The sequence below is a fragment of the Corynebacterium sp. NML98-0116 genome (assembly GCF_001767255.1).
Taxonomy (GTDB): domain Bacteria; phylum Actinomycetota; class Actinomycetes; order Mycobacteriales; family Mycobacteriaceae; genus Corynebacterium; species Corynebacterium pseudogenitalium.
Window position 1 is genome coordinate 433876 of record NZ_CP017639.1, and the last position, 12094, is coordinate 445969.

Annotated in this window: 11 protein-coding genes; 4 read left to right on the forward strand and 7 right to left on the reverse strand. The window is 65.6% G+C overall.

The window, feature by feature from the left end:
- Positions 1 to 80 precede the first annotated feature (80 nt).
- Positions 81 to 2840 (forward strand): ATP-dependent Clp protease ATP-binding subunit, encoded by a 2760-nt coding sequence (locus tag BJP05_RS01735; protein WP_070361908.1) that lies wholly within the window; start codon positions 81 to 83, stop codon positions 2838 to 2840.
- Positions 2841 to 3070: 230 nt separating this feature from the next.
- On the opposite strand, the gene BJP05_RS01740 is transcribed toward BJP05_RS01735, so the two are convergent.
- The 3 genes from BJP05_RS01740 to zupT are packed head-to-tail and all read right to left on the reverse strand — an operon-like array spanning position 3071 to position 6643.
- A complete protein-coding gene (locus tag BJP05_RS01740) occupies positions 3071 to 4462 on the reverse strand; it encodes a lipase family protein (protein WP_070361909.1) in 1392 nt (463 codons plus the stop codon).
- 31 nt (positions 4463 to 4493) lie between these two features.
- A complete protein-coding gene (locus BJP05_RS01745) occupies positions 4494 to 5834 on the reverse strand; it encodes an alpha/beta fold hydrolase (RefSeq protein WP_084028539.1) in 1341 nt (446 codons plus the stop codon).
- A 41-nt stretch (positions 5835 to 5875) separates the two neighbouring features.
- Positions 5876 to 6643, reverse strand: a complete 768-nt coding sequence (zupT, locus tag BJP05_RS01750) for a zinc transporter ZupT (RefSeq protein WP_070361911.1) — start codon at positions 6641 to 6643, stop codon at positions 5876 to 5878.
- 28 nt (positions 6644 to 6671) lie between these two features.
- On the opposite strand from zupT, the gene BJP05_RS10900 reads away from it, so the two are divergent.
- Positions 6672 to 6842 carry a DUF4236 domain-containing protein gene (locus tag BJP05_RS10900; RefSeq protein WP_071565885.1) on the forward strand — a complete coding sequence of 57 codons (171 nt, stop codon included), beginning with the start codon at positions 6672 to 6674 and terminating at the stop codon, positions 6840 to 6842.
- On the opposite strand, the gene BJP05_RS01755 is transcribed toward BJP05_RS10900, so the two are convergent.
- Entirely contained in the window at positions 6821 to 7723 is a 903-nt protein-coding gene (locus BJP05_RS01755; protein WP_070361912.1) for an A/G-specific adenine glycosylase, read from the reverse strand. The genes BJP05_RS10900 and BJP05_RS01755 overlap by 22 nt on opposite strands.
- A 19-nt stretch (positions 7724 to 7742) precedes the next feature.
- On the opposite strand from BJP05_RS01755, the gene BJP05_RS01760 reads away from it, so the two are divergent.
- Positions 7743 to 8351, forward strand: a complete 609-nt coding sequence (locus BJP05_RS01760) for a carbonic anhydrase (protein WP_070361913.1) — start codon at positions 7743 to 7745, stop codon at positions 8349 to 8351.
- Positions 8352 to 8356: 5 nt separating this feature from the next.
- A complete protein-coding gene (locus BJP05_RS01765; protein WP_070361914.1) occupies positions 8357 to 9049 on the forward strand; it encodes a hypothetical protein in 693 nt (230 codons plus the stop codon).
- Here the strand turns inward: BJP05_RS01765 and disA are convergent.
- Genes disA through BJP05_RS01780 form a run of 3 tightly spaced genes read right to left on the reverse strand, consistent with a single transcriptional unit; the run spans position 9046 to position 12019 of the window.
- Entirely contained in the window at positions 9046 to 10092 is a 1047-nt protein-coding gene (disA, locus tag BJP05_RS01770) for a DNA integrity scanning diadenylate cyclase DisA (protein WP_070361915.1), read from the reverse strand. The genes BJP05_RS01765 and disA overlap by 4 nt on opposite strands.
- Complete coding sequence (gene radA / locus BJP05_RS01775; protein WP_071573134.1) at positions 10085 to 11473, reverse strand: DNA repair protein RadA; 1389 nt, start codon at positions 11471 to 11473, stop codon at positions 10085 to 10087. The genes disA and radA overlap by 8 nt, the downstream gene beginning before the upstream one ends.
- Positions 11474 to 11479: 6 nt before the next feature.
- Positions 11480 to 12019, reverse strand: coding sequence for a hypothetical protein (locus BJP05_RS01780; RefSeq protein WP_070361917.1), 540 nt, complete (start codon positions 12017 to 12019; stop codon positions 11480 to 11482).
- Between the last annotated feature and the right edge of the window lie 75 nt (positions 12020 to 12094).

Here is a 12094-nt window from a genome sequence, read left to right on the forward strand (position 1 = left end):
CGGCGGGACGATGTGTCCGCCGGGGGCGTTATGGTTGGTGACAACTCTTTAAAAACCGTTATTAGTAAGGGGTCAGCCAGTTGTTTGAGAGGTTTACCGATAGGGCCCGCCGCGTCATCGTCTTGGCTCAGGAGGAGGCGCGCGAGCTGAACCATAACTTCATGGGTACCGAGCACATCCTGCTCGGGCTTATTAAAGAAGGCGAAGGCGTCGCAGCAAAGGCGCTCGAGTCCATGGGTATCAATCTTGACGACGTCCGCTCCGAAGTCATCGAGATCATCGGGCATGGCACGCAGCCGGTCACTGACCAGATCCCATTTACCCCACGCGCCAAGAAGGTACTGGAGCTCTCCCTGCGCGAAGGCCTGCAGATGGGGCACAAGTACATCGGCACCGAGTTCCTGCTGCTCGGCCTCATCCGCGAGGGTGATGGCGTCGCAGCCCAGGTGCTGATTAAGCTCGGCGCCGACCTGCCTCGCGTGCGCCAGCAGGTCATCCAGCTGCTCTCCGGCTACGAGGGCGGCGAAGCACAGAACCCGGAGACCCCGCAGGGCGGCGGCCCCGGCTTCGCGGGCGCCGGCCAGGGCCCAGGCATCATGGGTGGGCCGCGCCCGGGCCAGCAGGGCGAGCGTTCCAACTCGCTCGTGCTCGACCAGTTCGGCCGCAACCTCACCGCAGCAGCCCGCGAGGGCAAGCTCGACCCGGTGGTCGGACGCGACAAGGAAATCGAGCGCATCATGCAGGTGCTCTCGCGCCGCACCAAGAACAACCCGGTGCTGATTGGTGAGCCGGGCGTCGGCAAGACTGCCGTCGTGGAGGGCCTCGCGCTCGACATCGCGAACGGCAACGTCCCCGAAACGCTGAAGGACAAGCAGGTCTACTCGCTGGACCTGGGCTCTCTGGTTGCAGGCTCGCGCTACCGCGGTGACTTCGAGGAGCGCCTGAAGAAGGTGCTCAAGGAGATCAACCAGCGCGGCGACATCATCCTGTTTATCGACGAGATCCACACCCTCGTCGGCGCCGGCGCTGCCGAAGGCGCCATCGACGCTGCTTCGCTGCTCAAGCCGAAGCTGGCACGTGGCGAACTCCAGACCATCGGCGCGACGACGCTCGACGAGTACCGCAAGCACATTGAGAAGGACGCCGCCCTCGAGCGCCGCTTCCAGCCCGTCCAGGTCGACGAGCCCTCCGTCGAGGACACCGTCACCATCCTGCGTGGCCTGCGCGACCGCTACGAGGCGCACCACCGCGTCTCCTACACCGACGACGCCCTCAAGGCCGCCGCCACCCTCGCGGACCGCTACATCAACGACCGCTTCCTGCCGGATAAGGCCGTCGACCTCCTCGACGAGGCCGGTGCCCGCATGCGCATCAAGCGCATGACCGCGCCTTCCGAGCTGCGCGAAGTCGACGAGCGCATCGCCGACGTCCGCCGCGAGAAGGAAGCCGCCATCGACGCCCAGGACTTCGAGAAGGCGGCTGGCCTGCGCGATACCGAACGCAAGCTCGGCGAGGAGCGCAAGGAAAAGGAAAAGAAGTGGCGCTCTGACGACCTCGAGGAAATCGCCGAGGTCGGTGAAGACCAGATCGCCGATGTGCTCGCGCACTGGACCGGCATCCCAGTCTTCAAACTCACCGAGTCCGAGTCCTCGCGCCTGCTCAACATGGAGTCCGAGCTGCACAAGCGCATCATCGGCCAGGACGAAGCCGTCCGCGCCCTGTCGCGCTCCATCCGACGCACCCGCGCCGGGCTCAAGGACCCGAAGCGCCCATCCGGCTCCTTCATCTTCGCTGGCCCGTCCGGTGTCGGTAAGACGGAGCTGTCCAAGGCGCTTGCCGAGTTCCTCTTCGGCGACGAGGACTCCCTCATCCAGGTCGACATGGGCGAGTTCCACGACCGCTTCACCGCTTCCCGCCTCTTTGGTGCCCCTCCGGGATACGTCGGCTACGAGGAGGGCGGCCAGCTTACCGAGAAGGTCCGCCGCAAGCCGTTCTCCGTGGTGCTCTTCGACGAGATCGAGAAGGCGCACAAGGAGATCTACAACACGCTGCTCCAGGTGCTCGAGGAAGGCCACGTCACTGACGGCCAGGGCCGCATGGTGGACTTCAAGAACACCGTGCTCATCTTCACCTCCAACCTGGGTACCGGCGACATCTCCAAGCCAGTCGGCCTCGGCTTCACCGGCAACACCGCCACCGACGCTGACGCCCAGTACGAGCGCATGAAGAACAAGGTCCACGACGAGCTGAAGAAGCACTTCCGTCCAGAGTTCCTCAACCGCATCGACGAGATTGTGGTCTTCCGCCAGCTGACCCAGGAAGAAATCGTGCAGATGGTGGACCTGCTCATCAGCCGCGTGGACACCAACCTGGCCGCGCAGGACATGGGCATCGAGCTTACCGAGAAGGCCAAGAACCTCCTGGCCATCCGCGGCTTCGACCCAGTGCTCGGTGCGCGCCCGCTGCGTCGCACCATCCAGCGCGAGATCGAGGACCTGCTTTCGGAGAAGATCCTGTTCGGCGAGATCGGCGCCGGCGAGATCATTACCGTCGACGTCGAAGGCTGGGACGGCGACGTCGAAGCCGCCCGCAACACCCGCGGCAAGGCAGCGCCGGACGCGACCTTCACATTCACCCCGCGCCCACGCCCGCTGCCAGCGGAGACGTTCGGTGAGGACGCCGCGTCCGACGAACCTGAGGAGAAAGCCGTGCGTGACATCGCCCCTTCCGAGGGCACCCCGGAGACCGAGGCCTCCCAGTTCCCGGACGAGCGCGCAGAGTCGGGTCCTGAGCCTGACTCCGACTCCGATTCCGACGGTCGGGGACCTGAACCGGTCTAATCAATAGGTTGGAAAGCCGCACCCTGGTGGTGCGGCTTTCTTTTGTCGTGGTGGGATGGGTGTTGGTGCCAATAGACGCAACCTTATACGTCTAGCGCTTTCCTGACCTGCGGGAATGGTGGGGGTGGATTTTAGGATTGCGTCCTTTGGCACTCTATGTATCCAAAGAGGCACCAAATTCCCTCGCGCGGCGGCAGCGACCTGGGGAAACGCAAAAACGCGCTCCCAAATCAGCGAATTTGGTGCGCCCACACCAAAGCCGGGTTCGGCAGGCCGGAGCCAACGAGCCAGGTGCCTAAACCGACAGCGCTGAGAACAGCGAAGATGCCGAAGAGGATGGCGTCGGCGACTGGGCCGGTGTAATGGTAGTTCGAGGCGGTGTTGATGGAAGTGTCGTCGGGGATGTTGCAGTTCGGGGTGAAGGCTGGTGCGTTTGGGTCGAAGCGTGCATCCAGCCAGGTGATCACGTGGGCGGTCTCGAGGACGATTGGCAGGGCGTGGCCAGCACCGGCGAGGTTTGCGAATGGGGTGGTGGAGGACCCGGAGTCGAGTGGCGTGGATCGGGTGCCGGGGATAGAGACGCTGCGGTACTCCACGGGTGAGCCGAGCGCGCAGTAGTCGCGGGCGAGTTGGACGGCTTGTGGGGCGGGGACCATGTCGTCGTCGGGGTTGGTGAGTACCAGGGTCGGGACCTTGGTGGGGACGCGGCCGAGCTTGTTCTGGTCGAGGCGGGCTCGCAGCACGGGGTTGTCGTGGGCGAGTTCGGCCAGGTTGACGCCACGTTTCGTGTAGGCCTTGAATTCCTTGGGCGCGATTCGGACGGCGTCGAGGATGCACGCCTTGGACAGGGCGTCGAGGGTGCGAACGCCTTCCTCGTTGAGTTCGGCGTAGAGGGCTTCGCGGAAGTCGGGGTAGGTGGAGGAGTAGGAGACGGCGGCGAAACCGGCGACTGGGGTGATCAGGGTCCCGCGGGACTGTTCGAGTACGGCCAGTGGGTCGGCGGGTGGGGCGCCGACGAAGGCGGCGACCACGTTGAGTTCGGGGGCGTAGTCGGCGACGAGTTCGGCTGCCGCGCCGGATGCGCCGCCGCCTTGCGAATATCCCCAGAACGCGACTTTTTCGCCGGCGTGGGCGGCGTAGCGGGCGGCGTCGATGACGGCGTGTCCCTGGTCGACGCGGTTGAGGTACGTGTGCGTGCCTGGGGTGCCGAGGCCGACGTAGTCGGTGACGATGACGCGGTAGCCGGCGTCGACAAGCATGTGGGCCATGGGGCGCTCGTAGTCGACGCTGAAGGATGCCCCGGAGTCGGAGGACATGAGCGAGGTGTTCTTGCTGGGTGCGCAGTGGTCGGCCATGCCGCGGGTGCCGGGCGCGATGACGACGAGCCCCTTCGCGTTGTCCCTGTCGTAGAGGGTGGCGGTGACTGGCGCGCGCGTGCCGGACTCAGTGGTGGTTTCGTAGCGCACGACTTTCGGCGCGGGGCGGAAGGCGGATTTGATGGCGGAGGAGCCCACCTCCGCCACGGAGCTCAGCGGGTCGAGCGAGCTAGCGGCGGCGGAGGGGGCGAGGGAAGCGGCGAGCGCGAGGGCGCACACAGCGGAGATCACAGGACGATGCAGCACGATGAAAAATACTAATCGACAACGCTTTGGTTTAGGCGAAAAGATGCGTCAGTCCTGTGCTGGTGAGCCAGGCGCCCATCCCAACGGCACTGAGTACGCCGAGGATGCCGAGGAAGATCGCGGCGATGGTTTCGTTGGTGTACTGCAGGATGAGGTGGTCAGACTGGGTTGGTGGGGTGTTGGGGATGGGGCAGGTGGCTGTGAAGGGGGCGGAGTTGGGGTCGAAGCGCTCGTTGAGCCAGGTGATGGCGTTAGAGGATTCGAGGTAGAGGGGCAGGGTGTGGGCGGAGCCGTCGACGTTGGCGAAGGGGGCTTCGGGGCGCACGCCTTGCATGGCAACTGCTCGGTACTCCACCGGTGCGCCCACGCTGCAGTAGTCGCGGGCGAGCTGGGTCACTTGTGGAGAAGGGACCAGGTCGTCGGCGGGGTTGGTGAGCACGAGGGTCGGCATGCTCGTGGGCACTCGGCCGAGTTTGTTCTGGTCGAGGCGCGCCCGCAGGGTCGCGTTGGCCTGGGCGAGTTCGGCGAGGCTTTCGCCGCTCTTGGTGTACTCGGTGAAGGGTTTCGGCGCGACGCGGGGTGCCTCCGCCATGCAGGCATTGGAGAGCGCCTCGAGCGTATCGACGCCTTCTTCGTTGAGTTCGGCGTAGAGGGCTTCGCGGAAGTCAGGGTAGGTGGACGCGAAGCTGACAGCGGCGAAGCCGGCGACGGCACTGATTTGTTTGCTGGTTGCTTGCTCGAGCACGGCCAGTGGGTCGGCGGGTGGGGCGCCGACGAAGGCGGCGACGACGTTGAGATCGGGGGCGTAGTCAGTGACGAGTTCGGCTGCTGCTGCGGAGGCGCCACCGCCTTGGGAGTAGCCCCAGAACGCGATTTTTTCGTCGTCGTGGGCGGCGTAGCGGGCGGCGTCGATGACGGCGTGGCCTTGGTCGACGCGGTTGAGGTAGGTGTGCGTGCCTGGGGTGCCAAGCCCGACGTAGTCGGTGACGATGACGCGGTAGCCGGCGTCGACAAGCTTGCGCACGATGCCGCGTTCGTAGTCAATATTGACTGATTTTTGGTGGGCCGTGCGCAGAATAGCGGGGCTGTTGCTGGGGGCGCAGTGGTCGCCGAGGCCGCGGGTGCCGGGGGCGAAGGCGACGAGCCCTTTGGCGTCGGGGGTGTCGTAGAGGGTGGCGGTGACTGGGGCACGGGAGCCGTCCTCGGTGGTGGTTTCGTAGCGGACGAGCTGTGGCTTCACACGTTGCGTGAAGCGCTGGGAGGTGGCGCTCTCGGAGGAGAGTGGGGTGGCGTCAACGATGGGCGCTGTCGAGGCGCCGAGGGCCATAGCGCAGGCTATGGTCAGGGAAATTTTTGACCAATGATGTTTCATGGTCGGGAGTTTAACGTACAAATGTCTGTGACGTACAATTGTCAGGGCAGCAGCATGAGGCTCACGGCCATGATCGCCATGCCGCCCATGACGCCGTAGACGCTGTAGTGGTGGTGTCCGGTGGCGATCGCGTTCGGCAGCAGCTTGTCGAAGCTGATGAACACCATGATTCCGGCGATCACCGCGAAGGAGTAGCCCATCGTGGTCGGCCCCATAAAGGGCGCGAGGATGAGGTACCCGACGAGCGCTCCGAGCGGTTCAGCAAGCCCTGAGAGGGTGGCCCACCCGGCGGCCCACCAACGTCGGCCGGTGGCTTCGCGTAGCGGGACTGCCACGGCGACGCCTTCTGGGATGTTGTGCAGCGCGATCGCGACGGCGATCGGGATGGCCAGGTACGGGTCGGCGAGCGCGGACATGAAGGTGGCGAAGCCCTCGGGGAAGTTGTGCAGGGCGATTGCCACGCCGGTGATCACGCCGGCGCGCCGCATCGCTTGGGCGCGTTTGTCCTCGTCGCCCTGGATGCTTTCGTGCGGGTTGATGTCGTGCGGCACCAGCTTGTCGATCACCGCGATCAGCGCCACCCCGCCGAAGAACCCGAGGATCGCGCGGCCCTGGTCGAGGGCGTCAATGCCCGCGGGGAGCAGCTCCGCGAGTGAGATGTAGACCATCACTCCAGCGGAGAACCCGAGGCTGCCGGCGAGGAACCTGTCGCCAATGGTGGACTTGAGCGCCACGACCACCCCGCCGATGCCGGTGGAGATGCCGGCCAACAGGGTCATCGCGAATGCGATCAAAACGCTCGAAGTCATGCGGACAGTCTATGTGTAGTCTGAGCGCATGGGAATTTATTATCGCAAGAAGCACAAGGTGAGTAAGAACTCGTGGCTGAACTTCTCCAAGTCTGGTGCTTCGGCTTCCACGAAGGTCGGCCCTGTCACGTTCAACTCGCGCGGTGGCGTGTGGGTGAAGCTGCCCGGTGGGTTCAATTACCGCGGTAGGTGGAAGTAGCCGGCGTCGTCTTGGACGGCGAGGCCGTCCTCAAGCAGTGAAAATAGCGCGCGGGAGCGTTGCGCTGCATCGGGCCACACCACGTCGATGTCGCGTTGCGGCACGGGTGCCGACGCCCCTCGCAACACCTGCATGATCTTGCCGCGCACCTGCCGGTCGGTGCCGGCGAAGCGCTGCGTCTTCTTCTTGCGCTGCTCCTCCGGGTTCGGCTCCGGCTTGCCCGCTGCCACCCACGCGCAGCGGCTGACCGGGCACGCCCCGCAGTCCGGGTTTGTGGCGGTGCACACGAGGGCACCGAGCTCCATCAAGCCGACCGAAAAGGTTGGGCCGTCCCACTCCGAACCGTCGTCGGGCAGCAGCGCCGCCACCTCCTGGAGCTCCGCCTTGCGCGGGTGCGCGACGGGCCTACCACGCTCGGCGCGCGCGACCACCCGGCGCACGTTCGTGTCCACCACCGGCACGTTTTCCCCATAGGCAAAGCAGGCCACTGCGCGGGCCGTGTAATCGCCGATGCCGGGCAGTGCCAGCAGCTCCTCCACGCTGCGGGGGACGTGGCCGTCATGAAGCTCAGTGATCACTCGCGCGCACTCCAGCAGACGCAGCGCGCGACGCGGGTAGCCGAGGCTGCCCCAGGCGCGCAGCACCTCGCCGGCGCCAGCAGCCGCGAAGGCCTCCGGGGTGGGCCAGCGGCGCATCCATTCCTCCCAGATGGGGGCGACGCGCGCCACCTGCGTCTGGTGGCTCATCACCTCGCTGAGTAGCACGCCCCACGCGCTTGTGCCTGGTGCGCGCCACGGAAGCTCACGCGCGTTGGCGCGGTACCACGGGTTAATCTCGGCGGGTTGGAGGTTTGTTCGAATTTTGGCCACATCCTCAGTCATCTCTGCCAAAATATAGCCTATGAGTACAGAAAAGACGCCTCGTGAGGTGTGGGAACTCCTCAAGGCAGGAAATGAACGATTCGTTGCAAGCCAGGAGACGCACCCGCACCGCGACCCCACATGGCGCGAACAGCTCCGAGACGGCCAGAACCCCATCGCCGCCGTCGTCGCCTGCTCGGATTCGCGTGTCCCAGTTGAGCTGCTTTTCGACGTCGGCTTCGGCGACATCTTCGTCATCCGCACAGCGGGCGGTTGCGTCGACGCCGCGGTGTCCGCCTCCGTCGAGTACGCGGTGGAAGGGCTGAATGTGCCGCTGGTGATGTTCCTGTCGCACGAGTCCTGCGGCGCGGTCGGTACGGCGCTCAACGCGGTGGAGACCGAGGAAGTCCCGGACGGGTTGGTGCGCGTGTTCGTGGAGAAGATCGTGCCGTCGGTGCTTCAGTCGCCCACGCGTGACCCGAAGGATGTTGAGGTCACCCACGCGAACTTGAGTGCGCAGCACCTCATTGAGCGCGTGCCGGTGCTCGCGGAGCGTTTGGCGAACGGCACTGTCGGCGTGGTTGCGGCACGCTACCAACTTGCCGATGGCCAGGTTCACCCGACCATGGAAAACTTCGGTATAGAGTAAGGGGCATGACTAACCAGCATCCGCTTCCTCCCGAGATCTACCGGCGCCGCCGCGTTGCGGCGCTCGTTGCGTTGTTGGTGCTCGTGGTGTTCCTGGTGTGGGGGTTGAGCGCTATGGCGCGCTCAGGCGGCGGCGACGCCGACGTATCGACGTCCACTTCGCCCACCACCACGCCTGTCACGGAGCCGACGGTGCCGGAACCGGGTGCCGCGACGCCGAGTGAGTCCGAAACTGCAAAGGAAAGCGTATCCGGTGAGCCGACCGAGCCGACCTCGTCAGCAGAGCACACGCAGGCTGCGCCTTCGGGCACCTGTGAGCTGAAGGATTTGCGTGTGGTGGCGTCGACAAACCAGCCGTCGTACGCGGTGGGGGAGCAGCCGGTGTTCTACATGGAAGTGCAGAACCCGACGGACGCGGACTGCGTCATCGACCTGGACACCAACATCATGCGTTTTGAGGTCTACGACATGGCTACCAACAACCGCGTGTGGTCCGACGTCGACTGCTTTGACCCTGTCTTTGCTGGTCAGGAGACGTTCCCGCGTGACTCGAAGCGTGGCTTTGAAGCCCGCTGGTCGGGTACCAGCTCGCAGCCGAACGTGTGCACCGACCGCCAGCCAGTACCAGCTGGGTCGTACTACCTGCACACCGTGATCGGCGACAACGCCTCCGACGCAGTCCCGTTCAACCTGACTTAGCTGAGGCGGCGCAACCCCTCGTAGATGTGGCGCGCCCACAGGCTGGTCACGTGGTCTGCGGAGCTCAAGTCTTCCGGCTGCGCCTCCAAAATGGCGGGCAGCGTGCCGAAGACGGCCACGATCTGATCCATCAAGAACTTCTGCACGCGAGGCACGCGCGCAAGCGCCCGGTAGCCACGTGGGATCAGCGCTTGCACGAGGTTCTCCTCGTTCGCGGGCAGCCCCAGCTGGCGCGCCAACGTGGTCGTGTTCAGCAGCTCCGAATCCGGCAGGGTGTCCAAGGCATCGAGGGCCTGGTGGACCTGCTCGTCCGTGGGCACGGTGGTCGTCGCGATGTAGTCGCGCACCAGCATCTCAACGTCGTGGGCGTTGTTGCCCTCCAGCTCGGAAAGCTGCAGGCTGAGCTGGCGGGCGTCGACACCCAACTCCACAATGCTCAGCTCCAGATCGGTGACGGCGCGCTCGAGCATCAGCTGGCGCTGCAGCACGTTGAGCACGTCGGCGACGGTGGCATAGTTGTTCATCTCTGCCACGAACAGGCGGTGGTTCGACATGTCGAGGCGCTGGCGATAGCGCTCCACCGTGGACAGTGCCTGGTTCGCCCGGCCCATCAGGACCGCCGGCTCCTCCAAGCGGTGGCGACGCCCACCCGCGTACACCGTCACCGTATTCATCGACGCCGACACCGAGATGACCGGCCTGCCGGTCTGCAGCGCGGTGCGTTCCGCGGAGCGGTGGCGGGTGCCGGACTCACTGGTGGGGAAGTGCGGGCTGGGCACGAGCTGCACGTTGGCGTGGGTGATGCGGGAGCCGTCGGCGGATAAAACGACGGCGCCGTCCATCTTGCACAGCTCGCGCAGCAGCGGTGGCTGGAAGGCGACGTCGAAGGCGATGCCGCCGTCGCAAATCTCGACGACCTCCGGCCCGTCGCCGAGGACGATGAGGCCACCGGTGTGGCCACGTTGGATTCGCTCGAGGCCGTCGCGAAGTGCGGTGCCGGGGGCGAGGCGCTCGAGGGCGGCGCGCATCGTGTCATCACTCATGCTGTGCAAGTGTAGCGATAGCCTGGCCAACCGTGGCCACCTGCTCAATTCGCAGTCCCGGGACCTGCAGTGACTCGCCCGCGGGCACGATTGCGTGCTCGTATCCCAGGCGTGCTGCCTCTTGCAGGCGACGGCCCAGGTTTGGCACCCGCCGGATCTCGCCGGCCAAGCCGACCTCCCCGATCACCACCGTCTTTGGTGGCAGCGGTGTCTCGTGCAGGCTCGACCAGGTCGCCAGCGCCACCGCTAGGTCGGTCGCGGTCTCCGTGATGCGCACCCCACCCACGGTTGCCACGTAGGCGTCCTTGTCGTTCGTGCGCTGCCCGCAGCGCGCCTGCAGGACCGCCAGCACCATCGGCACGCGGTTGCCGTCCAGGCCCGTGACCACGCGCCGGGGCGACTTGTTCACCGGGTCCACGGTGAGCGCCTGCACCTCCGCGAGCATTGGGCGCACCCCGTCCATCGCCACGGTCACCGCGGAACCATCCGGGGTGCGGCCGCGGTGGGAGAGGAACAGCCCGGACGGGTCCGGTACTTCGCGGATCCCCTCGGCGGTCTGCTCGAAGCAGCCCACCTCATCGGTCGCGCCAAATCGGTTCTTGATGCCGCGCAGCATACGCAGGCTTGATTGCCGGTCGCCCTCGAAGTTCAGCACCACGTCCACCAGGTGCTCGAGCACTCGCGGGCCCGCGACGTTGCCGTCCTTGGTCACGTGCCCTACCAGCAGAATCGGCAGGTGAGTGGTCTTCGCCAGCGTGGTCAGCGCGGCCGTGACCGCGCGGGACTGCGCCACGCCGCCCGGCACGCCCTCCACACCGGGAGCGTGCATCGTCTGTACCGAGTCCACGATGAGCAGCGAGGGCTTGATCTGCTCCACGTGACCAAACACGATGTCCAGGTTGGACTCGGCCGCCAGGTAGAGGCGCTCCCGCAGTGCGCCGGTGCGTTCGGCGCGCCCGCGGACCTGCCCCGCCGACTCCTCGGCGGTGACGTAGAGCGCCTTGCGCCCATCGATCGCCGCCCAGCGCGAGGCCACCTCAAGCAGCAGCGTCGACTTGCCGACGCCCGGCTCGCCCGCCATGAGCACCACCGACCCAGGCACCACGCCGTTGCCCAACACCCGGTCAAGCTCGCCGATGCCGGAGCGCACCGTCTTGGTCGCGGCGGCGTCGATAGTTGTGATTGGGCGCGCAGGCGTTTGCGGCGTGAGTGCAGCGGCACGCGGCGCACTGGAGACCCCCGTCGCGCGGGTGGCGGTAACCACCGGCGCTGATTCTTGCAATGTCCCCCAAGAGCCGCATTCAGGGCAGCGGCCAAGCCACTTAGGAGAGGAGTATCCACACTCGGAACAGGTGTGGATCACCCGAGGCTTCTTCGCCATAGAGCCTTACTTGTTCAGGTCGCGGTGGACCTGGCCGGAAGGCAGCAGCGGAGCGGAAACCGGGGCGTTGACCTCGAGGGTGCCGGTGTCGAACGTGAAGGTCACAGGCACGGTGCCGCCGTACGCGAAGCTGTCGTTCGGCAGGGCGGTGCGGATGTACTCGATGCAGTTCTTGCCGTCATCCTGCGGCATGCGGTCCAAGCCTGCAGCGGAGTCACCAACAAGCACGCAGTTGTAGCCGATTTCCTTCGAGGATTCGATGCTGACCGGGGTGCCGTCAACGGAAACGGAACGCAGCGAGTGCGACGTCATCGACGTGTCCTGGTTCAGCGCGCTGAACTTCAGTGCTGCGGAGCCGGTCTCGTCGAGGACGACGGTGACGTCCTGTACGGCCAGCTCGCCGTTCTCGGTTTCGACGTTGGCGCCGTCAACTGCAGCCACCTGGTCAGAGGTCTGAGTGATTTGGCCTGCGGAGCATCCGGCCATGAGCAGTGCGGTTGCGAGTGCGAAAACCGGCTTCAGGGACTTCACGTGGGTGTCCTCCATCGTTCTTGTTTCACATATATGTTTCTCCGCACAACCCTAGCGCCTGGACCTAGACTTTTCACAGTTTCCTCACGC

What these genes read in the sequence shown, in the direction of transcription:
- BJP05_RS01745 (WP_084028539.1), bottom strand. Translation starts at nt 5,834, where the DNA reads ATGAAACATCATTGGTCAAAAATTTCCCTGACCATAGCCTGCGCTATG.
- zupT (WP_070361911.1), bottom strand. Translation starts at nt 6,643, where the DNA reads ATGACTTCGAGCGTTTTGATCGCATTCGCGATGACCCTGTTGGCCGGC.
- BJP05_RS10900 (WP_071565885.1), top strand. Translation starts at nt 6,672, where the DNA reads ATGGGAATTTATTATCGCAAGAAGCACAAGGTGAGTAAGAACTCGTGG.
- BJP05_RS01755 (WP_070361912.1), bottom strand. Translation starts at nt 7,723, where the DNA reads ATGACTGAGGATGTGGCCAAAATTCGAACAAACCTCCAACCCGCCGAG.
- BJP05_RS01760 (WP_070361913.1), top strand. Translation starts at nt 7,743, where the DNA reads ATGAGTACAGAAAAGACGCCTCGTGAGGTGTGGGAACTCCTCAAGGCA.
- BJP05_RS01765 (WP_070361914.1), top strand. Translation starts at nt 8,357, where the DNA reads ATGACTAACCAGCATCCGCTTCCTCCCGAGATCTACCGGCGCCGCCGC.
- disA (WP_070361915.1), bottom strand. Translation starts at nt 10,092, where the DNA reads ATGAGTGATGACACGATGCGCGCCGCCCTCGAGCGCCTCGCCCCCGGC.
- radA (WP_071573134.1), bottom strand. Translation starts at nt 11,473, where the DNA reads ATGGCGAAGAAGCCTCGGGTGATCCACACCTGTTCCGAGTGTGGATAC.
- BJP05_RS01780 (WP_070361917.1), bottom strand. Translation starts at nt 12,019, where the DNA reads ATGGAGGACACCCACGTGAAGTCCCTGAAGCCGGTTTTCGCACTCGCA.